The following is a 25,004-nucleotide window of genomic DNA, read 5'->3' on the forward strand; positions in this document are numbered from 1 at the left end:
CGTTATGGCTGACGGCCCCCTCATCGTGCAAAGCGACCGTACCGTGCTGCTCGAAGTCGCCCACCCGGCGGCCGAAGACGCGCGGCACGAGCTCGCGATCTTCGCCGAGCTCGAGCGCGCACCCGAGCACATCCACACGTACCGCATCACACGGCTGGGCCTGTGGAACGCGCGCGCGGCCGGTCACGGCGCGGAGGACATGCTCGCCACCCTCGACCGTTGGTCGCGGTTCCCGGTGCCGGCCTCGGTGTCCATCGACATCCGCGAGACCGTCGGCCGCTACGGCAGGCTCGTCATCGAACGTGGCGACGAGGGAGAGCTCCTCCTGCGCTCCACCGATGTCGCCGTATTGGCCGAGGTGTCGAAGAACAAGCGGATTCAGCCGCTACTGATCGCCCACCCCGCTCCCCACGTGTTCGTCATCGACGCCTGGGCCCGCGGACACATCAAGCAGGAACTCCTGAAGATCGGCTGGCCCGCGGAGGACCACGCGGGGTACACGCCCGGCACCCCGCACGAGATCGATCTCGCGGAGGACGGCTGGACGCTCCGCCCGTACCAGCGCAAGGCCGTCGACATCTTCAGCGAGGGCGGTTCGGGCGTCGTGGTGCTGCCGTGCGGGGCGGGCAAGACCCTCGTCGGCGCGGCCGCGATGGCCGACACGAAGACGACGACCCTCATCCTCGTGACGAACACGGTGAGCGCCCGGCAGTGGCGCGACGAGCTCCTCAAGCGCACGAGCCTCACGCCGGAGGAGATCGGCGAGTACTCGGGTCAGGCCAAAGAGGTCAAGCCCGTGACGATCGCGACCTATCAGATCCTGACGGCGAAGCGGAAGGGCGAGTACGCGCACCTCGCGCTCCTCGACGCTCTCGACTGGGGCCTCATCGTCTACGACGAGGTGCACCTCCTTCCGGCCCCGGTGTTCAAACTGACGGCCGACCTGCAGGCCCGCCGTCGCCTGGGCCTCACCGCGACTCTCGTGCGTGAAGACGGCCGGGAGGGTGATGTCTTCAGCCTCATCGGCCCCAAGCGCTTCGACGCCCCCTGGAAGGAGATCGAGGCCCAGGGCTTCATCTCCCCCGCCGTCTGCTACGAGGTGCGCGTCGACCTTCCGGCATCCGATCGTCTGGAGTACGCCGCGGCCGCCGACGACGAGCGCTACCGCCTGGCGGCGACGGCGCACGCCAAGATCGGCGTGGTGCGCGACCTCGTCGCCAAGCACCAGGGCGAGCAGATCCTCGTGATCGGCCAGTACCTCGATCAGATCGACATCCTCGCCGACGCGCTCGGCGCGCCGCAGATCACGGGGGCCACTCCCGTCGACGAGCGCGAGGAGCTGTACGGCGGGTTCCGCGAGGGACGCATTCCGGTGCTCGTGGTCTCGAAGGTCGCGAACTTCTCTATCGACCTGCCGGAGGCCTCCGTCGCGATCCAGGTTTCGGGATCGTTCGGATCACGGCAGGAGGAGGCTCAGCGTCTGGGGCGCCTCCTGCGGCCGAAGACCAGCGGGCACACCGCGAGCTTCTACACGCTCATCGCCCGCGACACGGTCGATCAGGACTTCGCGCAGAACCGGCAGCGGTTCCTCGCCGAGCAGGGGTACAGCTACACGATCCTGGATGCCGACGGGCTCTCCGCGGCGTAGCCGCCACCGGGCGACGGGGCGATCGGAGCCGACGCGAGCGCGTACGGCGGCGTGGGCGCCGGGGTGACGATGACGGTGCGTCCGAGCCGCGAGCGGCGGAACAGCCACTCCACGACGGCGGTGTAGACACCCACCAGCAGCGTGGAGAAGACGAAGCTCGCCCAGCCCGGGGAGCTCGCGTTGACGTCGGAGAGACCCGCGAGGCCCAGGAGGAACGCCAGCAGGTTGTTGACGACGTGCAGGGCGATGGCCGCCTCGAGTCCGCCCGTGCGCCACGTGAGCCAGCCCGCGGCGACGGCGAACACGCCGACGCTCAGCTGCCCCAGGGGGTCGTAGAGGTGCCCCAGCACGAACAGCGGCACCGGCAGCAGGATGGCGAAAGCGGGATGCCGCAACCACCGTCCGATGGCCTGCATGAGGTAGCCGCGGAAGATGTACTCCTCCGCGGTGGCCTGCAGCGGAACGAGGACGAGGAGCACGACGAGCGTCGCCCACAGCGAGGGGTTGTCGTCGGGGGCGACGAGGCCCGAACCGTCGGTGACGCCTTCGGCTCCTCCGGGGAGGAGGAGCGAGAGCCCGCTCATCGCGACGGCGACGACGGCGGCCGCTGCGGTCGTCAGCAGCAGCCAGCGCCACCGCAGCCGTCCGGCGGCCGAGGAGATGAACCCGAGCTTGCCGCCCTGCACGATGAGGGAGGCGAAGACGTACGACGGGAGCATGATGACGATGCTCAGCAGGAGGAGCGCCACGAGCAGCGGCTCGGTGAGGTCGAAGGAGACCTCGGTCGTGAGCGTCAGCATCCGATCGGCGAAGCCGGGGTCGGTGAGGGCGGCGACGACCATGAAGACGCCCAGCACCACCGTGAGCACGGCGTAGAACGCGATGGCCAGGAGGCCGGTCACGAGCGGCGTCCACCACGCGCGACGGCGACGCGCGAAACCGAGCCGGTGGAACGCGAGTCCGCCGACGATGGCGTCGACGGGGAGCGGCTTGGGCACCGCGGGCGCGGCGACCGCGGGCGCGGGGACGAGGGCGGGTGCGGCGGGGACCGTGGTCGGTTCGGGCGGCAGCGTCATGCTTCCATCATGCCCGGCGTCGCGGCGCTTCCAGCATCCGCAGGGAATCCGATGCCAAGATGGGCCTATGAACGCTGCGCGCATTCTCGTCGTCGACGACGAACCGAACATCCGGGACCTGCTCGTCACGAGCCTGAGGTTCGCCGGCTTCCAGGTCCGAGCCGTCGCCAACGGCGCCCAGACCATCTCGGCCGTGCTCGAGGAGGAACCCGACCTCATCATCCTCGACGTCATGCTCCCCGACATGAACGGCTTCAGCGTGACCAAGCGCCTCCGCGGCGCCGGGTACACGGCACCGATCCTGTTCCTCACGGCGAAGGACGAGACCGAGGACAAGATCGAGGGCCTCAACGCGGGGGGCGACGACTACGTCACCAAACCGTTCAGCCTCGACGAGATCGTCGCTCGCATCCAGGCGATCCTGCGTCGCACGATGCAGGCCGACGAGGAGTCGACCATCAAGGCCGGCGAGCTCACGATGGACCAGGACACGCACGACGTGCTCGTGGGCGACATCTCCATCGACCTGTCCCCCACCGAGTTCAAGCTCCTGCGCTACCTCATGCTCAACCCCAACCGCGTGCTCAGCAAGGCGCAGATCCTCGATCACGTGTGGGAGTACGACTTCAACGGCGATGCCGGCATCGTCGAGAGCTACATCTCCTACCTGCGGCGCAAGATCGATCCGCACTCCTCCGAGCCGCTGATCCAGACCAAGCGCGGCTTCGGGTACATGCTCAAGACCGGGAAGACCGTCTGACCCGCGCGTCCGAGGGGACTTCGACCTGAGCGGCACCAGCAGCACGACCGACCGCCTCACCTCATGGTGGCGCGGCACGAGCCTGCGCGCGAAGGTCACCGGCGTCACCGTCGCCGTGCTGGCGATCGGTCTGATCTCCGCGGGCGTCGGCACGATGGTGTTCCTGCGCAACTCCCAGCTCTCCTCCCTCGACGCCTACTTGAAGCAGTTGGCGCCGACGAACGTCGCGAGCACGGTGTTCGACATCGAGATCTACGACGGCGTCCCGATGTTCATCGAGAAGGATGCCGCGGGCACGCAGTACTTCGTCGCCGTCTACGGCCCCGACGGCGCGCTGAAGGCGACGGCGGGCGACAACGGTCCCGCGCCCGCCTTCCCGGAGGTGTTCACGCTGCAGGAGACCCTCACGACGGGCACCGAGCCGTTCGACCTGCAGTCGACCGACGGCGCGGCGAAGTTCCGCGCCAGCGTCGACTTCCTTCCGCCGCTGGAGGGCGTGCGCGACAACTACTCGCAGATGGTGGCGATCCCCCTGACGAGCGTCAACCAGACGGTCGCCAACTACATCGGCATCTACACGATCCTCGCGGTCCTCACGATTCTGGCGGGGGCGTTCGCCACCCGCAGCGCCGTCACCCTCGCCTTCCGAGGGCTCGGTCAGGTCGAGGAGACCGCCATGTCGATCGCGGCGGGCGACTTCCGGCAGCGCATGACCGACATCGCCCCCGGCACCGAAGTGGGGCGCCTGAAGACCGCGATCAACGCCATGCTCGATCGCATCGACCATGCGCTCGGGCAGCGCGACGCGTCGGTGCGCCAGATGCGACGATTCATCGGCGACGCGAGCCATGAGCTCCGCACGCCGCTCGTGACCGTGCGCGGGTACGCGGAGCTGTACCGGATGGGCGCCATCTCGGGCGACGAGCAGACGGCCCAGTCGATGGAGCGCATCGAGAAGGAAGCCGTGCGCATGGGGGCGCTCGTCGAAGACCTGCTGGCCTTGGCTCGCCTCGACGAGCGGCGTGACATCGTCATCCTCGACGTCGACCTCCGGCCGATCGCGCGGGACGCCGTGCTCGACGCGCGCGTCACCTCTCCCGACCGCACGGTCACAATGATCGACGAGACCGTCGTGGTGGCCACCGTGACGGGAGCGCCCTCGGCGGAGACGGCTCCGCACGGCAAGGACACGGCACTTCGCGGGCGCCGCTCCGGGGCGAGCCTCGCCGATGCGACGCGGTCGATCCTGCGTCGCCGCTCGCGCTCGGCGACGCCGTCCGAGGCCGACGAGGATGCCGTGGTCCCGCCCGCGGCTCCGGCACCTGCGTCGCGGCGCGTCGTCGACCCGATCGTGCTCGGCGACGAGAACCGCATCCGCCAGGTGGTGGCGAACCTGCTCGCCAACGCCCGTCGCTACACTCCCGATGGAAGTCCGATCGACGTGGGCGTCGGCGTCGACGAACGCGCCGGCATGGGGTGGATCGCGGTGATCGACCACGGCGACGGCATCCCCGAGCAGATCCGCGACAAGATCTTCCAGCGCTTCTGGCGTGCCGACACCTCGCGCACCCGGGAGACGGGCGGCTCCGGCCTGGGACTGTCGATCGTGGCGTCGATCGTCGAAGCCCTCCACGGCTCGATCGAGGTCACCGAGACCGCGGGCGGTGGCGCCACCTTCCGGGTCTCGTTCCCGCTGGCGACCCCGCGACCGGTCGAAGAGCACCTCCTCATCGAGACGCAGCCACTCCCGCGCCTGCGCGAGAACTGACGCCGTCCCGCGCCCGCGCCCCCTCCCCGGACACCGACGCCTCCTCCCCAGGGACCGCGCCGTCGTAGCCCTCCGCAGGACCGCGGATGCCGCGGCATCCGCTCGCCCGATGCGGCTTAGCCTCGGGGCATCCCACAGGAGAGGAGCCAGAACATGGCCGTATTCAGCGTCGACTCCGACGCGGTGATGTCCGCCACATCGGCCGTACGGGCGACAGGCGATCGACTGCAGTCCGACACGGCGGCGATGATGTCGCAGCTGACCCAGTTGCAGGGATCGTGGACCGGGTCGGCCGCCGTGGCCTTCCAGTCCGTCATCGAGCGGTGGAGGGCCGCACAGCGCGAAGTGGAGACGGCGCTGGCCGACATCAGCGGCGCCCTCGGGCACGTCGCGCGGCAGTACGCCGACACGGAGTCTGCGGCCACCGGCATCTTCCGGTGACGCAAGAAGGGCCCCTCCGTGGAGGGGCCCTTCTCGTCAGTGCTTCTCGATCAGTGCTTCTCGATCAGAAGTCCATGCCACCGGTCGGGTCGCCGGCCGGAGCCGCAACCTTCTCGGGCTTGTCCGCGACGACGACCTCGGTCGTGAGGAACAGGCCGGCGATGGATGCCGCGTTCTGCAGCGCCGAGCGGGTGACCTTTGCGGGGTCGATGATGCCGGCCGCGAACATGTCGACGTACTCGCCGGTCGCCGCGTTCAGGCCCTGGCCCACGGGGAGCTCGGAGACCTTGTTGGCCACGACGCCGGGCTCGAGGCCCGCGTTGAGGGCGATCTGCTTGAGCGGAGCTTCGATGGCGACCTTGACGATGTTCGCACCCGTCGCCTCGTCGCCGACGAGCTCGAGCTTGTCGAACGCCCTCTTGCCCGCCTGGATGAGCGCGACGCCACCACCGGGGACGATGCCCTCCTCGACGGCCGCCTTCGCGTTGCGGACGGCGTCTTCGATGCGGTGCTTGCGCTCCTTGAGCTCGACCTCGGTCGCCGCACCCGCCTTGATGACGGCCACGCCGCCGGCGAGCTTGGCGAGACGCTCCTGGAGCTTCTCGCGGTCGTAGTCGCTGTCGGTGTTGTCGATCTCGCGCGGATCTGCGTCACGCGACCCTCGATCTGAGCGGCCTCACCGGCACCCTCGACGATCGTGGTCTCGTCCTTGGTGACGATGACCTTGCGCGCGCGGCCGAGCAGGTCGGTCGTGGCGTTCTCGAGCTTGAGGCCGACCTCTTCGGTGACGACCTGGCCGCCCGTGAGGATCGCGATGTCCTGCAGCTGGGCCTTGCGACGGTCGCCGAAGCCGGGAGCCTTGACGGCGACCGACTTGAAGATGCCGCGGATCTTGTTCAGCACCAGGGTCGCGAGAGCTTCGCCCTCGACGTCCTCGGCGATGATGACGAGCTCCTTGCCCTCCTGGATGACCTTGTCGACGATCGGCAGAAGGTCCTTGATGTTCGAGATCTTCTGGTTCGCGATGAGGATGTAGGGGTCTTCGAAGACCGCTTCCTGACGCTCGGGGTCGGTCACGAAGTAGGGGTTGATGTAGCCCTTGTCGAAGCGCATGCCCTCGGTGAGCTCGAGCTCGGTGCCGAAGGTCTGCGACTCCTCGACGGTGACGACGCCCTCCTTGCCGACCTTGTCGATGGCCTCGGCGATGAGCTCGCCGATCTCGGGGTCGGCGGCGGAGATGGATGCCGTGGCGGCGATCTCCTCCTTGGTCTCGACCTCCTTGGCCGACGCGAGGAGCTCGTCGGAGAGCGCCTTGACGGCCTTCTCGATGCCCTTCTTGAGCGAGATCGGGTCGGCGCCGGCCGCGACGTTGCGCAGGCCCTCGCGCACGAGCGCCTGAGCCAGGACCGTGGCGGTCGTCGTGCCGTCACCGGCGACGTCGTCGGTCTTCTTCGCGACCTCCTTGACGAGCTCCGCGCCGATCTTCTCGTACGGGTCGTCGAGCTCGATCTCCTTGGCGATCGAGACGCCGTCGTTCGTGATGGTGGGGGCGCCCCACTTCTTCTCGAGCACGACGTTGCGACCGCGGGGGCCGAGCGTCACCTTGACGGCGTCGGCCAGGATGTTGAGGCCGCGCTCGAGACCGCGACGGGCCTCCTCGTCGAAAGCGATGATCTTTGCCATGTGTGTGTCGTCCCTCCCGGACGTAGGCGATGTCTTTAGCACTCAATGACATCGAGTGCTAAATCATTCTGGCACTCGACCATGGGGAGTGCAAGCCGCGGGCTCCCGGCCCGACACACGGCGACCGCTAGCGGACGATATCGACCGATCCGCGTTCGGGAACCAGCTCGACCCACGTGTTGCCGGGGGCGAGCGTGACCTCGGCGCCGTCGGAGTCCCGGAGGCGGATGGGCGCATCGCGGTTCTTCTTCGACCACGACACGCGGATCGTCCGCCCGTCGGTCGACACGGTCCCCTTGCCCTTCCCGACCAGGCGTGTCCGCGGGACCGTGCCGTACTCCACCTCGACCGTCAGCGTGACCACGTTGGTCGCGCGCAGCTGCGTGCCACCGGCATCCCGGTCCTTGTTCCCGTCCTGCCAGCGCAGGTACTTCCCGGCATCCGCATTCCACCGCCAGGCACGGTGAGACTGATACGAGAACTCGATGTCGAGCCCCTTCGTCTTGCTGCCGTCGGTGCCCGCCGAGGATGACGCGGCATCCTCGGAATAGGCGAACTGCTGCTTCGGCGGGTCGATCTTCTTGTACTCGGCGCGCAGCTCACGGGCACGCACGACGACGTTGTGCGGCGCTCGCTTGGCCGTCGACCGGTACATGAACCGGTCGTCCGCGCCGCCGTGGATCGACGTGTGCAGATCGGTGTCCCGGATCATCTGCACGAACCGGGCCTTGCCGCCGGAGAAGGCGATGATGCCGCCCAGCGGTCCGACGATCTCGGGGTCCATGGGCCGGATGCTGCGGATCGGGCCGATCTCCTTCGGCACGTCGGAGAACCACACCGCCACGTAGCGCGTGATGCCGCCCTCGACGAGCTCCTCGTAGACGATGTCGGTGCGCTCGAGCCCCCACTGCGGCCGTGCGTCCCAGTGGTTGTCGATCTTGGCGGCGAGCGCGGGTCCCGTGATGTCGGCCAGCGGCACCTCCGTCCCCCGCAGCGGCGACGCGCCCGTGGTGGGCGTCGGCGTCGGGGTCGGCGTGGGAGTCGGGGTCGGCGTCGGGGTGGCGGTCACCGTCGGAGACGGAGCGGCCTCCGTCTCGGGCGAACAACCGATGAGGGTCATCGCCGCGACGGACAGCGCCGCGAGGGCGGCGACGGAGCGCAGGGGGAGGGTCACCCGGGCAGGATAGCCGAGCGCGGTGACGTCAGGCGGTCACGACGCGGACGGACTCGGCCTGCGGGCCCTTCTGCCCGGTGCCCACGGTGAACTCGACCGTCTGCCCCTCCTCGAGCACGCGGAATCCCGACATGTCGATGTTGGAGTAGTGGACGAAGACGTCCTGGCCGTCGACGACCGTGATGAAGCCGAATCCTTTCTCGGCGTTGAACCATTTGACGGTGCCCTGCGTCATCTTTTCTATCCCGTCATGCGAATCTCAGTGGTGCCATAAAGCGGTGGAACGTCGCAATGCTAACGACGCCCCGACACGCGCAGCCGCCGTTCCGACAACTGTTGACACGCCTGCACCGAAGTCTTCACACGCAGGAAACACGGCGGGATGCGCGGGGTGTGCGAGGGCGACCTCAGTCGGTGCTCTCGACGCGATCCATGCCGATGACGATGACCAGCTGCTTCAGCTCGTCGCCGTCCTGATAGGCCTCGCTGAACTCGACCTCCGCGCCCCCGATCGACTGAGCGAGGCCGCGCGCGGCGCCCTCGTCGTCTTCGGCGGCATAGAACACCGTCGTGGTCGGGAAGTCGTGGGAACCGGCATCCCCGGCGGTCACGTCGTCGGCCGACCACCCTGCGGCGACGACGTCGGCACTGACGCTGGCACCGAGGGTGTCGTCGGTGGAGGCGTTGAGGACGAGCACGGTGTACGACGGGTCGACCACCGGCGTGGCCGTCGGGCCCTGCGTCGGCATGATCGCCGCCGGCGGTGCGGCGGCGAAGCGTCCCGTGACCCACAACGTGCCCAGGATGCCGAGGGCCACCAGGACGACAGTCGCCACGAGCGCCCACAGGAAGATGCGGCCGCGGCGCATCCGCGGCTGCTCGGCACGGTGCGCTCCGACGCGACGCGCACCGCTCTCGGCGGGATCGGGCAGCGTGTCGAAGCGGTCGCTCGGGTGCTCGTTCGGCATCCCGCGATTCTATCGGGCCGCGCGATGCACGCCCGGGCCGGGGGCCGTGACAGCGACCGTCTGCTGCGCCTCGCGCATGCGGCGCAGCCGGTGCACGAGCATGGGCGCGTACGCGAGCGCATCCGCGTCGTCGACGAGACGACCGAGCAGCTGGTAGTAGCGAGCGGGCGTGAGCGCGAGTTCCTCGCGCACGGCCTCCTCCTTCGCGGCGCCGTGGCGGCCCCAGCGCGCCTCGAAGTCCAAGAGGACGCGGTCGCGGTCGGAGAGGGGCACGTCTCCAGGCTAGACACCCCGCGGCGCGGACGCGGGAGCGCCACTCGATGCACGCCGGAAGGAACAGGAAGGGGCACTGTCGGGTTGAATGGAGTGGACCTAAGGAGCTGCCATGACGTACAGCGTGAACAAGACCGACGAGCAGTGGCGCGAGGAGCTGACCCCCGAGCAGTACGCGGTGCTGCGACAGGCGGGCACGGAGCGCGCCTGGACCGGCGAGCTGCTCGACGAGAGCCGCGCCGGACTTTACACGTGTGCCGCGTGTGGAGCGGAGCTCTTCCAGAGCGGCACCAAGTTCGACTCCCACTGCGGATGGCCGAGCTTCTACGAGTCGGTGCGCCCGGAGGCGGTCGAACTCATCGAGGACCGCAGCCACGGAATGGTGCGCACGGAGGTGCGGTGCGCGACGTGCGGCTCGCACCTCGGGCACGTGTTCCCCGACGGCTTCGGCACGCCCACGGGTGACCGCTACTGCATGAACTCGCTGTCGCTGTCGTTCGCACCCGAGAAGTGACGCCCGAGAAGTGAACGGAGCCCTGCAGGCCGTTCGCGCGCGGCGGTCGTGGTCGAAGGTGACCGATGTCGCTCCCACCCGTGCGGAGCTGCTCACGCTCGTGTCGGCCGCCGGGCGCGTCGCCGACCATTCGTCGCTTCGCCCGTGGCGTCTGATCGAGCTCCGCGGCGACGACCGCCAGCGACTCGGTGAAGCGCTCGCGCTCGCCCAGGGCGACGACCGGCCGTCGCCGAAACCGCTGCGCGCTCCCCTGCTGATCGCGGTGGTCGCGAGCTTCCGGCCGAGCACGAAGGTGCCCCGCTGGGAGCAGGAGGCCGTGGCATCCGGGGTCGCCCACATGCTCAGCCTCCTCCTCGACGAAGCCGGGTGGGGCGTCATCTGGCGTACCGGGCGCGAGACGCGCTCGACTCCCGTCGCGCGCGCTCACGGTCTCGGCGACGACGAGGAGCTGCTGGGCTGGCTGTACGTCGGCGGGAAGCCCGCCCACAGTCGTCCCGGCCGTCGCGCGGCACTGGATGCCGCACCGCTCCTCACACGGATGCCGTCGTCGACGACGCTCGAAGGGGCGGCGGACGGCGAGGAGCCGCCCACCACGGTCGCGACAACCGGCGAGCCGCTGACCTCGCGCCCCGGGAAAAAGGCGAAGCGCGCGGCGAAGAAGGCCAAGAAGAAGGCCAAGCGCGCCCGCAAGAAGGAACGCAAGAAGGAGCGGGAGCGCGCGGCGAAGGCCGACAAGAAAGCGCGGAAGAACGCCGCTCGCGAGCGCACCGCGGGCGCGGGCGATCAGCTCTGAGGGCGACGGCGTGCGCGCCACGGCGCTGCCGCCACGACGACCGAAACGAGGGCGATCGCGACCATCGTGAGCTCGATCGCCCATCCCGGCCCGGATGCCGCGGGAAACGCGACATCGATCGCGAAGGCGGTGAGCAGCTGACCGGCCACGGTGCCGAGTCCGAGGAGAAGCACGCCGGTGTGCACCACGAGCGCCGCCGACATGAAGATGTAGACGACGCCGATCGCCCCGCCGACGAACAGCCAGGGCTCCCCCGGCACCGTGGCGGGCGGGCCTGAGACGGCGACGCTGATGAGCGCGGCGAGCACGAGAAGGATCGTGCCGCCGATGAAGTTCACGAGGGTCGCGGTGAGCGGTGTGCCCACGCGCTGGCGGAGACGACCGTTGGTCGCCTGCTGCCAGGCGATCCCGACGCCCGCCACGAGCGGAAGGATCAGCATCCACAGCGGGATGCGGTCGAGCACGCCGCCCTGCAACGACACGGCGACTGCGGCGAGCGCGAGCACCCCACCCAGCACCCGGGGGACGGTGACGGCCACGACGCCGGCCGGGCCGTAGCCGACCCGGTCGAGGACGAGTCCGTTCACGGTCTGACCCGCGACCACCCCCACGGTGAACAGCGAGACGCCGATCACCGCGACGGCGAGGCCCTGGGTCGCCACCGTGAGGGCGCCCGCGGCTCCCCCCGCCAGCATCCACCACGGGATCGTGCGCTCCCGCAGCCCCGTCGTGAGCGCACGGAAGCCTCGGCGCCCCGACGGCAGCAGGAGCGAGCACAGGGCGAGGAGCGCGAGGCCGGAGCCGAACGAGATGGCCGCCGCGACGAGTCCGTCGCCCAGCCGCAGGCCCAGTTCGCCGTTGATCCGCGCCTGTATCGCGGTGAGGATGCCGACGAGCACCGCACCCGACAGGGCGATCGCCGCGGGCAGGCGCGCGGGTGAGGGGGCGGATGTCACCCGATGAGCCTAGGGGACGGGGCTCCAGACCCTCAGTTGTGGGGGATTCGGGTGAGGAAACGGGTGGTTTCCGCGACTCCGCCGTCATCGGCTCCGGGCGGGGGCATCTCTTCAGTGCATTCACGCCTCCGGCATCCGCGGCTCGACCACGGCAACGGCGGCGTCACGGGAGATCGCGGGAGAACCACACGTGCGCACCACCACGACGGCCGAACGACTCGGCGAAGAGACCGACAGCCACACCGACGCCGAAGCCACGGCCGCCATCGGCGACTACTACGCGGCCAACCGGGGGCTCCTGCAGGGGTTCGCCCGCAAGCTCGCCGGTGATCTCCTCGACCCCCACGACCTGCTCGCGGAGGCCCTCGCCTCCGCCGTCGGTCGTGCGGCCTCGGGGAGCGACATCGCCAACATCGGCGCCTACCTGTTCGCGGCGATGCGCAACCGGATGAAGGACGAACTCCGGTCGGCGCGCTCCCGCACCGTGCCGCTCGACGGCGAGGGGGTCCGCGCGGATGCCGACGTGTTCCGCGAGGTCGACGTTTTCCACGAGCGCGCGCTGGTGCGCCGCGCCCTCCGGACGCTCCCGGCCGATCAGCAGCGCGTGCTCGTGCACGTGGCGGTCGCAGGGGCTCGGGCACGGGAGCTGACGGCCGAGCTCGACCGCCCCGCGCCGGCGATCCACGCCCTCGTCTACCGCGCGAAAGCAGGCCTGCGGCGCGCGATCGTGCGGGAGATGCTCGTGTGGGGCGACCCGCCCGCCGCGTGTGTGCGCTTCGCCGACACGCTCCCCGACATCTTCCCGCTCGCGCTGGCCGACGTCGTCGGGGTCGCGCGGTTCACCCATCTCGCTCGTTGCGCACGCTGCCGCGCGGCGTGGACGCGACTCGACGAGCTCGCCCGCGGCTTCGACGACGCATGAGCGCGACGATGACACCGGAACGAGAGGGGACGCCGCTCCCCCCGCATGTGATCCTCGGTCGCGCCTCGCTCCTGGCCGGTCGCACGGTCACGGCGCTCGTCGAGTTCGAAGCGGCCGCGCGCGCCGCGCGAACGCCGGCCGAGAGTCGCCTCGCCGCGCACCACGAAGCGCTCGTGCACGCCGTGCGGGGATCGCTCGATGCGGCTGACGGCATCCTGGCCCACACGTATGACGACGATCCCGCCCGCGACTCCTCTTCCGGGGGTGGCGCGGAGCCGACGGATGCCGTGGCGCGCGCGGCGCGCGCGATCCTCGCCGTGGAGCGCCTGACGCCCGAGGCGACGGCCGCGGTCCGCGATCTCGACGCCGGGTCACCGGAGCTGCTGCCCTTCGCCCTCCTCGCCGACACCCGCCTGTCGCTGGCCGAGGGGCTGCCGCACCGGACGCTCGACACCCTCGATCTCCTCCTCCCCCAGCTTCCGGCGCGCGGCCCTCTCGTGGGAGACATCGCCACCGCGAGCCGCATCGACGCACTCGCACTGCTGGGCGACCTTCGCGCCGCGGGACGGATCGACGCGGCGGGCGGTGATCTCACGCGGCTCGCGCGCGCACGTCTCGTACTCCGACACGGTCGCCCCGCCGCTGCTGCGACCATCGCCGGAGCGATCCTCGCGGCCCGCGGCACACCCCCGGGCCAGCGCGCCGAGGCATCGCTGCTCATCGCCTGGGCGACGTTCCTGCGCACCGGACGCGTCGACGCCGCGCTCGCGACGTCGGCTGCCCGTTGGATGCTCGCCACCGGCGCACGACGGCCGCTCGCGATGCTGCCCGCGAGTGCCCGTGCGGAGCTCGCCGCTGCCGTACCTACCGACGTGGGAGACGCCTTCGTGCGAGCCGCACACGGTGTCGTCTCGGCTCCCGAGGCGCCGCGGATCCCACCGCTCACGCGCTCGGAGCGCCGCGTGCTGGCGGCCGTCCGCGGCCCCGTCACGCTCGACGGCGCCGCGCACCTCCTCGGCGTCTCCCGCAACACCGTCAAGACGCACCTGACGTCGGTGTACCGCAAGCTCGGCGTCACTCGACGTGCCGAGGCGCTCGTGGCGGGAGAGCGGCTGGGAGTGTTCGACGGGATCGAGTCGATGCCGTGAAGCCAGGGAAGGATGCCGGAATCATGCGCATTGCACAGATCGAGGGGTTTCGCGGGATGAGCCGCTGGACCGACCGCGCGCTGCTGGCGGAGAGTCTCGTCGGGCGGCCCGACGCGGCCGACCTGCTGTGGGCCCGCCACGAGAGCGCCGCCGCCGACACGATCCGGGCGTGCACCGGGATGACCGCTTCGCACGAGACGCTCACCGCCGCACGCGACCTCTTCCGCCGGGAGGCCCCGGCGCGCGTCTGGGCCGGGATGCCGGTGCGGGAGACCGTTGTGACCGTCACGGCGGAGCTCTTCCCGCAGCTCGACGGTGCCGGCGACCACGACTACCCCGCAGGGCGGACGTCGCTCGTGGAGGCCTACCGGCTGCTGCCAGCCGACGACCGCGCGCTCATGTGGTTCCGCGCGGTCGACCGGATGACGTGGAGCGACTGCGCACCGATGATCGCGGCATCCGTCGTGGAAGCCACCTCGCCGCGACTGGTGGACCGCTTCGTGGAGAGGTGGATCGCCGTCTCCCGGGGTCGCGGCCTACCCGACGAGTGCGCACACGTGCGCTCGTCGCTCTTCCAGGGTCGCGCGGGCGGGCGCGCCGCCGACGCGCACGTCGCGGACTGCATGCCGTGCTCGACGGTGGCCGTCAATCGCGGCGAGGTGATCGACCGGCTGGGCGCGCTCCTCCTGGCGAGCAGGCTCGGCTCCGAGGCGGCCGAGCGGTGGCGCGCCGACACCCTGCGCACGCCGACGGTGCCGGTGTTCGCGCTCCGTCCCTGACGCGAGGGCGAGACAGCGCAGCACCGCCGGGGCGGTGGTCGCGTCTACCGCCGGTCGGGCGGTTCACCCGCGTCATCTTGCGGGTCGCGCAGCCTGGCATCCGCCAAGCGGCGCGGGCGAACACAGGCGAGGCAGCGAGAAGGGGCGTCTACGATCGCGCCAACCCGGCGATTCTCTCGTGCGTCGCGCGTACGAATGCGGCGTACCCGCCGGGCGTCCTCCCCCAGAATCGACCGGACGTGACCACCTCGTTCTCGTCGGTCGCGACCACCCGCGCGCCCAGAGCGCGAGCGGCACGAACGAGTTCGACGTCCTCGTGTTGATCGAGATCGGCGAACCCCCCGATCGCGGTGTAGACGTCGGCGCGGAGACCGAGATTAGCGCCGTGGACATTGCCGACCGGGCGCCCGCGAGGGTGCGTCGCCAGCCAGTGCTCGGCGTGCTCCGCGGTGAGGTCGGCGAAGTCGGGACGAACCGTGCCGAGAACGACGTCCGCTCCCTCCGCTCGAAGGTCGAGCTGGTGACTGAGCCAGGTGGGCGGGACTGTGGAGTCCCCGTCGGTCGTGCAGACCCAGACTCCGGCCGGCGGCATCTCCCCCAGCGCGGCGAGCGCGGCGGTCATGCCGACACGGCGGGCGGTCCCTACGTTCCGGGCGTCGATGCGGAGCGCGCGCAGCGGCCAGGATCGCGCGATGTCTTCGGATGCATCCGTGCACGCATCGAGGACGACGACGGCGGAGACGCGGACGTGCGGATGCGTCCGCCCGGTGTGCGCCAGCGCGGCGCTCAGTGCGGCGAGGCACTCGTTCAGGAGCGCCGCCTCGTCGTGCACGGGGACGACGACGGCGACGGCGACGGCGGCGACATCCTCGCGGGAGACGGCGTTCATGCGATCAGGCCCGTCTCGGCCGCAACCGATCGCACCTGGTCGAGCCCGTAGACCTCGAGCACGAAGTCCTCCTCTTCGTGCGCGACGATACGGACGAGGCGGTTCGAGGAGCGGAGCACCGCGTGGACGTCGTCCCCGGTCTGCGGATACTCGGCGACCGGATGCCGCCAGTGGCACGCGATGAGATGCCCGTCAGGCGTGAGCGCGCGTTGCATCCGCTCGACCGCGTCGGCCAGGTCTGCGCCGCTCCAGTAGTAGCCGACCTCGGAGAGGACGACGAGGTCGAACGTGCCGGAGGGCCACTCGCCGGGCAGCGCGAGGCGCTCGAAACTGACTCCGGTCCTCTCGCCGATCCGCTCCTTCGCGATTGCGAGCGGCGCGGCAGCGATATCGACGGCATGGACGGCATCGCATCGTTCTGCCAGGAGCTCGGTCAGTACCCCGGTGGAGCACCCGAGCTCGAGGGCGGAGGCGTATCGGGCGCGGGGCAGGCTCGCCAAGGTGACGGCGCGCTTCCGCTGCTCGTACCGCCGCGCCTCGAACCCCCACGGGTCGTCTCCGTTCCGCCCGTAGAACTCGTCGAAGAATCCCTCCCCGAGACTCGCGGGTTCCTCGGCGGGGCGCACGAAGACCTCGAAGGCCCGATCGAAGTGCGCCTGCATCCCGTCATGGAGCATCACCTCGTCGCCCGGCGCTGGTGAGAGCGCTGAGATCTGGCTGCGGTGATGCCGCGTCGCGACGCGCTTGGCGTCAGCAGCCGCGGCGTCGAGCCGAACGACCTCGAGATCGCCCCACGGCACGTCCTCGGGCGAGCCCCAGTGCCACAGCCAGATCGGATAGCCCCGCCACGGGATGCCGAGGTCCCTGCACACCTCGGCGGCCACCTCGCCGACGACGCGGTGGTCCCGGTGCCCGTCCCCCTGCCACGGCGACACGACGAGGGCGGAACCGGCATCCATCAGCACGGCGCGAAGTGCGGTTGCGATCTCGTCCCGGTGATCGTCGGTGCCGCCGTCCGGGATGCCGAGGAAGCGGAGCTCGATCGAGGGATGCAGGTGCCCCATGGCCGCAGTCGCTTCCCGGCGCCGCAGCGCAGCCAGCTCGGCGGGCGAGTGCGACGGCGATTCTGGATGCGACCCCTCCCCGTCGGTCGCGATGAGCACCGTCACTCTCGCGCCGCGACGAGCGGTGATCGACATCAGCCCCGCCGCCCCGAGGGTCTCGTCGTCGGGGTGCGCCGCGATCACGACCAGGTGATCGGCCTCCTGCCGGAGATCAGGCAGCGCCTGTGCCGCAAAGGCCGCAGCCCACACGTGCTCGGCGGTCCCGGGGTCGCGGTGGCTGAAACTCACCACGCGCCCCGCCCCTCGCTGATGTCGACGCCGATCCGAACCACGTCCCGCTCGCCGTGATGCTGACGCAGATAGAGTTCCAGGTCCGCGACCCGCCGCGCGTGCGCGTCGTCCGCGACCAGGGGCAGCGGACCGAGCGCGCGGGCAGCTTCGGTGAGTGTCATCCCGACCGCGTCGGCGACGACCGCCCGGACGCGCGCCGCGAGCGTGCCCGGAGAGGCCGGAGCCTCGGATGCCGCGTCGAGCCCGTCCATCTCGCGGGCGGCGGACCGCAGCGCCAGCCGCGCGGACCACAGCGCCGTGTCGACGCGCCCGAGGTGCAGACGCGACAGCTGATCGGCGCCGTCACGCCGCGCTGCGTCGAGCAGGGCGTCGCGAAGCGGCAGGGCAGCACCCCACCAACATGCGGCCACCCCGATGCCGCCCGCGGCGAAGCCGGGTCGGCGGAGGTACCAGCCCGGCTCGCCGACGGGCACCGCCGGGACCGACGCGAAGTCCACCGGCGCGCTGACGACCTGGCTCAGTCCCCGCGCGAACCACGGCCCCGATCGAGGTCGGACGCCGGGGGCTTGCAGCGCGACGGCAAACAGGCGACGCTCGTCGCCGACCCACGCTGTTACGAGCGCGTGGCTCAGGTGCTGCGCGAGCGAGCACCACGGCTTGGTCCCGTCGAGGCGCCAGCCGCCGGCATCCGCCCGCGCTTCCAGACGCATTCCCGCGCCCTCGGCAGCGAAGACACCCCACGACGAGTCAGGACCGGCGGCGATCGACGACATGTCTACCGCTGCGCCGTCGCGTCTCGCCTGTTCCAGGATGGTGAGGGCATCGAGATGCGGCTCGAGGATGCGGGCCGCAGCGACGTCGCTGCGGCCGACCGCCGCAAGCAGGGACCAGTCGTCGCTCCGTGAACGCCCCGCTCCGCGGACAGCGCCGACGGCCACCGCCCACGCGAGAGTGGCACCCACATCAGTGCCGAATCCGTCGATGGCATCCGCGTCGGCGAGCACCGACCTGAGCTCAGGGGCGAACGGTGCGTCTCTCAGGAGCGGTGTCGTCGACGAATCTCTCGGCATGGGGTCCACCTGCCGAGTCTCACCGCGTCTTGCCCGGTTCGGCAGAGGCTTGCCACCGCGTGAGGTTTCCGATAGCGGAGCTCGGGCGCCCAGTAGCGGAGCGCAGTGAAATACCGAGAAGCGATGACACCACCACCCCGAGAGTGTGCCGGCTACAGGACTTGAACCTGCAACCCCCGTATTACAAGTACGGTGCGCTACCAATTGCGCCAAGCCGGCAAGAGCGCCCAGTCTATCCGGGGCGCGAGCCCTGCCTTACGGCGTGGGCGTCGGTGTGGGGCTGGGCGTCTCTTCGGCCTGCTGCGACTTGTAGAACGCGTCGCTCGCGCTGGTCATGACGAACTGCGAGAACTCCGCCGGGTCGTCGAGCGCCCCGACGTAGGCCTGACCGTTGACGAGGATCATCGGGATGCCGGTGAGGGCGAGATCGTCGGTGTCGGGAATGCCTGCGACGGCGCGCTCGGTGGCATCCTTCACCCACGTGGTGAAGTCGCCCGACTCGATGCACGACCGCACCTTCTTGGGGTCGTCGGCGCCGGAGGCGATCGCGAGGTCGGCGAGCTCCGCGTCGGTGTAGCCGTCGGAGTCGACCGCCGGCTGCCGGGACAGCAGCTCGTTGTTGAAGTTGAAGTAGTCGTCGGCCGAGTAGGTGGCCATGCACGCGGCAGCGCTCGCGGCGCGCAGCGAGTACTTGGTGCCGTTGGACTTGGCCGCCAGCATCGACACCGGGTGGTAGGTGAGCGTCGCCGCCCCCTGCTCGACCCACGCGGACAGCTGCTGCACGTTGGCCAGCTGCCATTCGCGTGCGCCCGGCGACAGGTAGTCGACGTAGACGCGGATCTCGACGGCGGGGGCCGTGGCATCCGTCGCCTCGGGCGTGGGGGTCGGAGTGGGCGTGGCGTCGGCGGCCGGGGTGGAGGCCGCGTCGGGGTCGACCGCCACGTCGGGAGCGACCCCCACGACACCCGCGACCGACGAGATCGCGAAACCGTCGGCGTCGGCCGTGAGCGGCTCGAGCTGCGGACGACCGGCCGTGGCCGAGATGGTCCAGGCGACGACCGCGATCACGGCGACGCCCGCGACGACGACGCCGGCGACGAGCGCCGAGCGACGGGCCAGGCGGGCTCGCGACTGCTGAGCACGCACCTGCTGCGCCTTCTCGCGCACGGCCTCGCGGCGGTCGATCGGAGCGACCTCGGGACGGGAGTCGTCGGTGGACATGGAACCTCTTGCAGAAACGAAGGTGGCGGCGTGGGCTGGCCGTCGGGTCGCACGGGATTGCGAACATTCCGATCGTAATCAGACACCCTGGGAAAACCCCAGACACACGCTTCATCTGGCACGCGCTCACGTGCGATACTGAACCTGCGTCCTCTCAGGACGTGCGGGACAAGCCCCCGCTCATTCCATCACTACGGATCGTCCGGCACGTACCTGCCGGTGAAGGAGAAGAACAAATGGCGTCCGTCACCTTTGACAACGCAACCCGCCTCTACCCCGGCGGCACCCGCCCCGCGGTCGACAAGCTGAGCCTCGAGGTCGCCGACGGCGAGTTCCTGGTCCTGGTCGGACCGTCCGGTTGCGGAAAGTCCACCTCGCTGCGCATGCTCGCCGGCCTCGAAGAGGTCAACTCCGGCCGCATCCTCATCGGCGACCGCGATGTCACCGACATCCCGCCGAAGGACCGCGACATCGCGATGGTGTTCCAGAACTACGCGCTCTACCCGCACATGACGGTCGCCGAGAACATGGGCTTCGCCCTGAAGATCGCCGGCGTCGGCAAGGAAGAGCGCGCCAAGCGCGTCGAAGAGGCAGCGAAGCTCCTCGACCTCGAGCAGTACCTCACCCGCAAGCCGAAGGCCCTCTCGGGTGGTCAGCGTCAGCGTGTCGCGATGGGTCGCGCCATCGTCCGCCAGCCGCAGGTGTTCCTCATGGACGAGCCGCTGTCGAACCTCGACGCCAAGCTCCGCGTCCAGACGCGCACCCAGATCGCGTCGCTGCAGCGCCGCCTCGGCGTCACCACGGTCTACGTCACGCACGACCAGACCGAGGCGCTCACCATGGGCGACCGCATCGCCGTGCTCAAGGACGGTCTGCTCCAGCAGGTCGGCACCCCGCGCGACCTGTACGAGAAGCCGAACAACGTGTTCGTCGCCGGCTTCATCGGCTCGCCGGCCATGAACCTGTTCCCGGCCGACCTCGCCGAAGGCGGCGTCACCTTCGGCACAGCCGTCGTGGGCGTCGAGGCGGACATCCTCGGCAAGGCGCACGGCTCGCAGGTCACGATCGGTGTGCGTCCCGAGGACATCACGGTCAACCCGGCCGACGGCAAGGGCCTCACGGTCGACGTCGACCTCGTCGAGGAGCTCGGCGCCGACGGCTACCTGTACGGCCACACCGAGATCAACGGCAAGCGCGCCGACCTGGTCGCGCGCGTCGACGGCCGCCGTCACCCGAACGCGGGCGACAAGGTCGTGCTGGCCCCGGTCACCGGCCACGTGCACGTCTTCGACATCGAGACGGGCGAGCGCCTCACCGACAAGGCGATCGCTTCGGCCTCCTGAGCCACACCACTCACGACAGCGACGCGGCGCGGCGGGTCATCGACCCCCGCGCCGCGCCGCATGTCACGACCCCAGAGGAGCATCCGTGGTGGACTCGCTGACCATCACCGCCAGCAGCGTCGATGCGGGGCTGCTCTCGCTGCCGTGGTCGACGCCGCTGGAGGAGTGGACCAGTGACACCATCGTGTCGCTCCCCAAGGGCATCTCCCGGCACCTCGTGCGCTTCGCCAACCTCTCGGGGCGCGTCGTCGCCGTCAAGGAGACGACGGCCGAGATGGCGCGGCGCGAGTACGAGATGCTCGGCTCGCTCGCACGCCTCGACGTGCCGTGTGTCGACCGCTTCGCCGTGATCGACGGGCGCCGCACCCCGAAGGGCGAACCGCTCCCCGCGGCACTCGTCACGGCGCATCTGCGCTTCTCGCTCCCCTACCGCGCCCTGTTCACCCAGGTGCTGCGCCCCGACACGGCCGGCCGCCTCGTCGACGCGTTGGCGGTGCTGCTCGTGCGTCTCCACAACATCGGCTTCTTCTGGGGCGACGTGTCGCTGTCGAACACGCTCTTCCGCCGGGATGCCGGGGAGTTCGCGGCCTACCTCGTGGATGCCGAGACGGGCGAGCTGCACGAACGCGGACTCACCCGCGGCCAGCGGGAACACGACCTCGACGTCGCCCGCACCAACATCGCCGGCGAACTCATGGACCTCGAAGCCGGCGGACGCCTCGAGCGCGGGATCGACGCGGTGGCGATCGCCGACCGCATCATGTCGTCGTACTGGTCGCTGTGGGGAGCCCTCAACGACGAGGAGACGTTCTCGGCCAACGAGTCGTGGCGTCTCACCGAGCGCGTGCAGCGTCTCAACGAGCTCGGGTTCGACATCGGCGAGATGTCGATCCAGTCGACCCCCGACGGCACGCGCGTGACGATCGAGCCGAAAGTCGTGGATGCCGGACACCACCAGCGCCGACTCCTGCGCCTCACGGGCCTCGACGTCGAGGAGAACCAGGCGCGCCGCCTCCTCAACGACATGGACGAGTTCAGCGCGCGCGTCTCGCGCCTCGGCTCCGACGAGGAGATGGTCGCGCACGAGTGGCTGACGCGCGTATTCGAGCCCGTGATCAAGGCGATCCCGTTCGATCTGCGCTCGAAGCTCGAACCCGCCGAGGTGTTCCACCAGGTGCTGGAGCACCGCTGGTACATGTCGCAGGCGCGGGGCACGTCGGTGCCGATCGCCGAGACCGTGGGGTCGTACATCGACGACGTGCTGCGTCACCGCCGCGACGAGGCGACCGTCATGGGTCCGCCGACCGAGACGATGGCGCTCCCCGTCGTCACGGGAGCGATCGAGGTCGACCCCGACGAGGACGACGCCGTCGATTGGCGCGATCTCGTCTGAGCCGACCCCGAGTCGGGCCGAAGCGGCGGGTCGTCAGTAGCCGACCGTGAAGCGCTCCCGCGAGTGCTTCGGGTTCTCGATCTCGTCGAGCACGGCGACGGCCAGGTCGGCGCCGGAGATGAAGGATTCCCCGTCGGCGTCGGTCACGATGACGTCGCCGCCGTCGCGGTAGGAACCGGTGCGCTCCCCCGGGTTCCAGGCGCCGAAGCCGCCCGCGGGGTGGATGTAGAACCAGTCGCGCCCGCTCTGCTCGGCCTGGAGGTCTTCGAGGACACCGATCGCCTCGAGCGCTTCGGCCTTGAACTCGTCGGGGAAGCCGCTGTCGACGACCCGCGGACCGCCGGGGGCGACGAGGCTGCCGCCGGCGCCGCCGATGACTCCCACGCGCACGTCATCGGGCAGCACCGAGAAGAGCGCCTCGAGGTTGCCGCGCACCTGACCTTCCATGTCCCCGCGGGGGGCGACGGCGGAGACGACCACGTCGGCGCCGGTGAGCTCGGATGCCAGTGCCGGAACGTCCAGCAGCGTCCCCTCGACGTACGTCGCACCCTCGACGCGCTCCGACGGTGCGGTGCGGGCGACGGAGAGCACGGTGTGCCCGCGGCGGACGGCTTCGGCGACGATGTGGCGACCGGCGTAGCCGGTGCCTCCGAGGACGGCGATGGTGGTCATGGGGGTTCCTTTCGAAGTGGGTCACCCGTATCAAGGCGACCGCGCGATGGATCCTTCCCAGGATGCCGCGCCCTCCCCAGGATCCGCTGTGTATGTGGTGACCGCTCGATCAGACGGGCGGAAGCACGAGCGACTTCACTGCGGGTGGGCGACCCTCGGCGATGGGCGCCAAGGCGCCGTCCACGACCTGCTCGAACGGCAGGGGGGCGGCGGCGACGGCATCCCATCGTCCGGCACGCGCCGCGACGAGGCGGGCCGCGTCGCCGAGGTCGGTCTCGCGCACCATGGCGTTCGTCCCGACGAGGGTGAGCTCCCGCACGGTCACACGCCCGAGATCGACGGGTGCGGGCGCCTTGGCGATTCCCACGGCGACGATCGTCGTTCCCATCGGCACCGTGTCGATCGCGAGGTCCATGCCGCGCTGCGATCCCGTCACCTCGAAGAAGACGGGCAGCTCCTCCCCCCACGCGGCGGTGAGGAGCTCGGCGGTGGCCGACGTGCCGCCGGTGATCGTCTCGGCCGCGCCGAGCTCCCGCGCCAGGGCGAGGCGTGCGGGGTCGAGGTCGACCGCGATGACGCGGGCACCGAGGTCGACGAGTACGTGGATGAGGAACGCGCCGATCCCGCCCACGCCCTGCACGACCGCGACGTCGCCCGGGGATGCTCCGGAGCGGCGGGCGGCGTGGACCGCGATCGACATCGGCTGCACGAGCGCTGCCTCGTGCGGATCGAGGCCCCACGCGTCGGCGTCGGCGCAGCTCGCGACCGGGGCCGCGACGTAGCGGGCGAGCGCGCCCGGCCGGTGGAGGCCGACGGCGCTGTACTGGCGGCACACGTTCGATCGCCCTTCCCGGCACAGCGCGCACTGCCCGCAGGGGGCAGCGCCGCAGGATGCCACGAGGCGTCCGACCCACGCGGCATCCACGTCCTCACCTACCGCGACGACGCGACCGGCGAACTCGTGTCCGATCGTGAGCGGACCGCGGTGTCCCGTGACGGGATGGGCGGTGTCGATCGGGAAGAGCTTCGGGCCGTGGGCCCACTCCGCGGCATCCGTGCCGCACACGCCGACCGCGGTGACCTCCATGAGGAGCTCGCCCGGGCCGGCGCTCGGCGTGGGCACCTCCTCGAACCGCAGATCCCGGCGACCGTGGAGCACGGCGGCTCGCATGGTCGCCGGGATCTGCGCGGTCATCGGATCAGTCCGCGAGGCCGTCGGTGACGTCGGCGTTCTCCGACTCGAGCTCGAGACCGGCGCCGCGGGCCACGGCCAGCAGCAGTGTGGCGAAGTCGAGCTCGGTGTTGCCCGCGCCCACTTCCTGCGCGACGATCTGTCGCGTGGCCGAGGCGATCGGCATCGGGGCGCCGAGCTTGTAGGCCGCGTCCAAGCCGAGATCGAAGTCCTTCTGCAGCAGCGGCATCGTGAACGTCGCGGTGAAGTCCAGATTCACGAAGGCGGGCGTCTTGTAGCCGGTGAACACCGACCCCATGACCGAGTCGTTGAGGAAGGAGAGGAACGCCTCCCGCGACACGCCGCCCTTCTGCGCGAGCACGGTGATCTCGGCGAGCGACTGCGTCACCACGCCGAGGAAGACGTTGTGCGCGATCTTCACGAGGCGCGCCACTTCGCCTTCGCCCACGTAGGTCACGCCGCGGCCGAAGACCTGGAGGACGGGCTCGACCTCGTCGAACACGTCGCGGGGGCCCGAGACGGCGACGGTGAGCTTGCCCGCGGCGATCACGGCGGGGTTTCCGGAGACGGGCGTGGCGAGGAACGCCGTGCCGCGCTCGGTCGCCGCGGCGCGCACCTTCTCGCTCGTGGCGACCGACACGGTCGAGACGTCCGCGACGATGCGCGGCGAGGACTCGCCCGTGAGCAGGCCGTCGGGTCCGAGGAGGACGGCTTCGAGGTCCTTGTCGGCGGAGACCATGCTGAAGACGAGATCGCGGTCGGCGAGGTCGACGGGACGCGCGACGTGGCGGGCGCCCGCGTCGACGAGCGGCTGGACCTTCGATGCCGTGCGGTTGTAGACGGCGACGTCGTAGCCGGCGTCGAGCAGTCTCTGGATGAGCTGCGCGCCCATCCGGCCGGCGCCGATCCAACCGATGGTGGGCAGGGTGTCGGTCATGTGTGTTCCTTATCTCTCCGTAGGTTCTG

Annotated in this window: 23 protein-coding genes, 1 tRNA gene and 2 pseudogenes; 11 read left to right on the plus strand and 15 right to left on the minus strand. The window is 70.5% G+C overall.

Annotated features, from left to right (window positions below):
* Positions 1–4: 4 nt before the first annotated feature.
* Positions 5–1,648 carry a DEAD/DEAH box helicase gene (locus P0Y48_07075; protein ID WEK14945.1) on the plus strand — a complete coding sequence of 548 codons (1,644 nt, stop codon included), beginning with the start codon at positions 5–7 and terminating at the stop codon, positions 1,646–1,648.
* Here P0Y48_07075 and P0Y48_07080 read toward each other — a convergent pair.
* Positions 1,609–2,724 (minus strand): CPBP family glutamic-type intramembrane protease, encoded by a 1,116-nt coding sequence (locus P0Y48_07080; protein WEK14946.1) that lies wholly within the window; start codon positions 2,722–2,724, stop codon positions 1,609–1,611. The genes P0Y48_07075 and P0Y48_07080 overlap by 40 nt on opposite strands.
* 67 nt (positions 2,725–2,791) lie before the next feature.
* Here P0Y48_07080 and P0Y48_07085 point away from each other — a divergent pair, with 67 nt between their 5' ends.
* The 3 genes from P0Y48_07085 (at position 2,792) to P0Y48_07095 (ending at position 5,693) form a co-directional block, all read left to right on the plus strand.
* Complete coding sequence (locus P0Y48_07085; protein ID WEK14947.1) at positions 2,792–3,484, plus strand: response regulator transcription factor; 693 nt, start codon at positions 2,792–2,794, stop codon at positions 3,482–3,484.
* A 154-nt stretch (positions 3,485–3,638) separates the two neighbouring features.
* Positions 3,639–5,252, plus strand: coding sequence for a HAMP domain-containing sensor histidine kinase (locus tag P0Y48_07090; protein WEK15032.1), 1,614 nt, complete (start codon positions 3,639–3,641; stop codon positions 5,250–5,252).
* Positions 5,253–5,405: 153 nt separating this feature from the next.
* On the plus strand, positions 5,406–5,693 hold the full coding sequence (locus P0Y48_07095; protein ID WEK14948.1) for a WXG100 family type VII secretion target: 288 nt from the start codon (positions 5,406–5,408) through the stop codon (positions 5,691–5,693).
* A gap of 64 nt (positions 5,694–5,757) precedes the next feature.
* Here the strand turns inward: P0Y48_07095 and groL are convergent.
* From groL to P0Y48_07120, 5 genes and pseudogenes are all read right to left on the minus strand, one after another.
* A pseudogene (groL, locus tag P0Y48_07100) lies at positions 5,758–7,376 on the minus strand (chaperonin GroEL).
* A gap of 127 nt (positions 7,377–7,503) precedes the next feature.
* Complete coding sequence (locus P0Y48_07105; protein WEK14949.1) at positions 7,504–8,550, minus strand: DUF3048 domain-containing protein; 1,047 nt, start codon at positions 8,548–8,550, stop codon at positions 7,504–7,506.
* A 28-nt stretch (positions 8,551–8,578) separates the two neighbouring features.
* Positions 8,579–8,785 (minus strand): cold-shock protein, encoded by a 207-nt coding sequence (locus P0Y48_07110; GenBank protein WEK14950.1) that lies wholly within the window; start codon positions 8,783–8,785, stop codon positions 8,579–8,581.
* A 172-nt stretch (positions 8,786–8,957) separates the two neighbouring features.
* Complete coding sequence (locus P0Y48_07115; protein WEK14951.1) at positions 8,958–9,518, minus strand: LytR C-terminal domain-containing protein; 561 nt, start codon at positions 9,516–9,518, stop codon at positions 8,958–8,960.
* Between the two features lie 9 nt (positions 9,519–9,527).
* On the minus strand, positions 9,528–9,791 hold the full coding sequence (locus P0Y48_07120; protein WEK14952.1) for a DUF3263 domain-containing protein: 264 nt from the start codon (positions 9,789–9,791) through the stop codon (positions 9,528–9,530).
* Between the two features lie 112 nt (positions 9,792–9,903).
* Between P0Y48_07120 and msrB the strand changes: the two genes are divergently transcribed.
* Together msrB and P0Y48_07130 are read left to right on the plus strand one after the other, a co-directional pair.
* The gene (msrB, locus tag P0Y48_07125) at positions 9,904–10,305 is read left to right on the plus strand and encodes a peptide-methionine (R)-S-oxide reductase MsrB (GenBank protein WEK14953.1); all 402 of its coding nucleotides are present in this window, start codon (positions 9,904–9,906) and stop codon (positions 10,303–10,305) included.
* 10 nt (positions 10,306–10,315) lie between these two features.
* Positions 10,316–10,852, plus strand: a pseudogene (locus P0Y48_07130) (nitroreductase family protein).
* Between the two features lie 236 nt (positions 10,853–11,088).
* On the opposite strand, the gene P0Y48_07135 reads toward P0Y48_07130, so the two are convergent.
* Positions 11,089–12,054 carry a DMT family transporter gene (locus P0Y48_07135; GenBank protein ID WEK14954.1) on the minus strand — a complete coding sequence of 322 codons (966 nt, stop codon included), beginning with the start codon at positions 12,052–12,054 and terminating at the stop codon, positions 11,089–11,091.
* 190 nt (positions 12,055–12,244) lie between these two features.
* Between P0Y48_07135 and P0Y48_07140 the strand changes: the two genes are divergently transcribed.
* The 3 genes from P0Y48_07140 to P0Y48_07150 are packed head-to-tail and all read left to right on the plus strand — an operon-like array spanning position 12,245 to position 14,903.
* Entirely contained in the window at positions 12,245–12,976 is a 732-nt protein-coding gene (locus P0Y48_07140) for a sigma-70 family RNA polymerase sigma factor (GenBank protein ID WEK14955.1), read from the plus strand.
* Positions 12,977–12,984: 8 nt separating this feature from the next.
* The gene (locus P0Y48_07145) at positions 12,985–14,124 is read left to right on the plus strand and encodes a helix-turn-helix transcriptional regulator (protein ID WEK14956.1); all 1,140 of its coding nucleotides are present in this window, start codon (positions 12,985–12,987) and stop codon (positions 14,122–14,124) included.
* 23 nt (positions 14,125–14,147) lie between these two features.
* On the plus strand, positions 14,148–14,903 hold the full coding sequence (locus tag P0Y48_07150; GenBank protein WEK14957.1) for a hypothetical protein: 756 nt from the start codon (positions 14,148–14,150) through the stop codon (positions 14,901–14,903).
* Between the two features lie 148 nt (positions 14,904–15,051).
* Here the strand turns inward: P0Y48_07150 and P0Y48_07155 are convergent, their stop codons facing one another.
* The 5 genes from P0Y48_07155 to P0Y48_07175 form a co-directional block, all read right to left on the minus strand.
* The gene (locus P0Y48_07155; GenBank protein WEK14958.1) at positions 15,052–15,792 is read right to left on the minus strand and encodes a glycosyltransferase; all 741 of its coding nucleotides are present in this window, start codon (positions 15,790–15,792) and stop codon (positions 15,052–15,054) included.
* Positions 15,789–17,147, minus strand: a complete 1,359-nt coding sequence (locus P0Y48_07160; GenBank protein ID WEK14959.1) for a bifunctional PIG-L family deacetylase/class I SAM-dependent methyltransferase — start codon at positions 17,145–17,147, stop codon at positions 15,789–15,791. Before P0Y48_07160 ends, P0Y48_07155 begins: the two co-directional genes overlap by 4 nt.
* Positions 17,141–18,217, minus strand: coding sequence for an acyl-CoA dehydrogenase (locus P0Y48_07165; protein WEK14960.1), 1,077 nt, complete (start codon positions 18,215–18,217; stop codon positions 17,141–17,143). The genes P0Y48_07160 and P0Y48_07165 overlap by 7 nt, the downstream gene beginning before the upstream one ends.
* A gap of 146 nt (positions 18,218–18,363) precedes the next feature.
* A tRNA-Thr gene (locus P0Y48_07170) sits at positions 18,364–18,436 on the minus strand.
* A gap of 36 nt (positions 18,437–18,472) precedes the next feature.
* Positions 18,473–19,438 (minus strand): thioredoxin domain-containing protein, encoded by a 966-nt coding sequence (locus tag P0Y48_07175; protein WEK14961.1) that lies wholly within the window; start codon positions 19,436–19,438, stop codon positions 18,473–18,475.
* Between the two features lie 236 nt (positions 19,439–19,674).
* Here P0Y48_07175 and ugpC point away from each other — a divergent pair, with 236 nt between their 5' ends.
* Together ugpC and P0Y48_07185 are read left to right on the plus strand one after the other, a co-directional pair.
* Entirely contained in the window at positions 19,675–20,781 is a 1,107-nt protein-coding gene (gene ugpC / locus P0Y48_07180; GenBank protein ID WEK14962.1) for a sn-glycerol-3-phosphate ABC transporter ATP-binding protein UgpC, read from the plus strand.
* 85 nt (positions 20,782–20,866) lie between these two features.
* Positions 20,867–22,174 carry a DUF4032 domain-containing protein gene (locus P0Y48_07185; GenBank protein WEK14963.1) on the plus strand — a complete coding sequence of 436 codons (1,308 nt, stop codon included), beginning with the start codon at positions 20,867–20,869 and terminating at the stop codon, positions 22,172–22,174.
* Between the two features lie 33 nt (positions 22,175–22,207).
* Here the strand turns inward: P0Y48_07185 and P0Y48_07190 are convergent, their stop codons facing one another.
* The 3 genes from P0Y48_07190 to P0Y48_07200 all read right to left on the minus strand — a co-directional run bounded on the left by P0Y48_07190 (position 22,208) and on the right by P0Y48_07200 (position 24,975).
* Entirely contained in the window at positions 22,208–22,846 is a 639-nt protein-coding gene (locus tag P0Y48_07190; protein ID WEK14964.1) for an NAD(P)H-binding protein, read from the minus strand.
* Between the two features lie 109 nt (positions 22,847–22,955).
* Positions 22,956–24,041 (minus strand): alcohol dehydrogenase catalytic domain-containing protein, encoded by a 1,086-nt coding sequence (locus P0Y48_07195; GenBank protein WEK14965.1) that lies wholly within the window; start codon positions 24,039–24,041, stop codon positions 22,956–22,958.
* 4 nt (positions 24,042–24,045) lie between these two features.
* A complete protein-coding gene (locus tag P0Y48_07200; protein WEK14966.1) occupies positions 24,046–24,975 on the minus strand; it encodes an NAD(P)-dependent oxidoreductase in 930 nt (309 codons plus the stop codon).
* Positions 24,976–25,004 lie beyond the last annotated feature (29 nt).

This window comes from Candidatus Microbacterium phytovorans (genome assembly GCA_029202445.1).
Lineage (GTDB): Bacteria > Actinomycetota > Actinomycetes > Actinomycetales > Microbacteriaceae > Microbacterium > Microbacterium phytovorans.

Excerpts from the sequence above, each read along its gene's own strand:
- P0Y48_07175 (WEK14961.1), bottom strand. The coding sequence starts at position 19,438 with ATGTCCACCGACGACTCCCGTCCCGAGGTCGCTCCGATCGACCGCCGC.
- P0Y48_07200 (WEK14966.1), bottom strand. The coding sequence starts at position 24,975 with ATGACCGACACCCTGCCCACCATCGGTTGGATCGGCGCCGGCCGGATG.
- P0Y48_07115 (WEK14951.1), bottom strand. The coding sequence starts at position 9,518 with ATGCCGAACGAGCACCCGAGCGACCGCTTCGACACGCTGCCCGATCCC.
- P0Y48_07145 (WEK14956.1), top strand. The coding sequence starts at position 12,985 with ATGACACCGGAACGAGAGGGGACGCCGCTCCCCCCGCATGTGATCCTC.
- P0Y48_07085 (WEK14947.1), top strand. The coding sequence starts at position 2,792 with ATGAACGCTGCGCGCATTCTCGTCGTCGACGACGAACCGAACATCCGG.
- P0Y48_07095 (WEK14948.1), top strand. The coding sequence starts at position 5,406 with ATGGCCGTATTCAGCGTCGACTCCGACGCGGTGATGTCCGCCACATCG.
- P0Y48_07080 (WEK14946.1), bottom strand. The coding sequence starts at position 2,724 with ATGACGCTGCCGCCCGAACCGACCACGGTCCCCGCCGCACCCGCCCTC.
- P0Y48_07150 (WEK14957.1), top strand. The coding sequence starts at position 14,148 with ATGCGCATTGCACAGATCGAGGGGTTTCGCGGGATGAGCCGCTGGACC.
- P0Y48_07165 (WEK14960.1), bottom strand. The coding sequence starts at position 18,217 with ATGCCGAGAGATTCGTCGACGACACCGCTCCTGAGAGACGCACCGTTC.
- msrB (WEK14953.1), top strand. The coding sequence starts at position 9,904 with ATGACGTACAGCGTGAACAAGACCGACGAGCAGTGGCGCGAGGAGCTG.
- P0Y48_07110 (WEK14950.1), bottom strand. The coding sequence starts at position 8,785 with ATGACGCAGGGCACCGTCAAATGGTTCAACGCCGAGAAAGGATTCGGC.
- P0Y48_07190 (WEK14964.1), bottom strand. The coding sequence starts at position 22,846 with ATGACCACCATCGCCGTCCTCGGAGGCACCGGCTACGCCGGTCGCCAC.
- P0Y48_07075 (WEK14945.1), top strand. The coding sequence starts at position 5 with ATGGCTGACGGCCCCCTCATCGTGCAAAGCGACCGTACCGTGCTGCTC.
- ugpC (WEK14962.1), top strand. The coding sequence starts at position 19,675 with ATGGCGTCCGTCACCTTTGACAACGCAACCCGCCTCTACCCCGGCGGC.
- P0Y48_07155 (WEK14958.1), bottom strand. The coding sequence starts at position 15,792 with ATGAACGCCGTCTCCCGCGAGGATGTCGCCGCCGTCGCCGTCGCCGTC.
- P0Y48_07195 (WEK14965.1), bottom strand. The coding sequence starts at position 24,041 with ATGACCGCGCAGATCCCGGCGACCATGCGAGCCGCCGTGCTCCACGGT.
- P0Y48_07090 (WEK15032.1), top strand. The coding sequence starts at position 3,639 with ATGGTGTTCCTGCGCAACTCCCAGCTCTCCTCCCTCGACGCCTACTTG.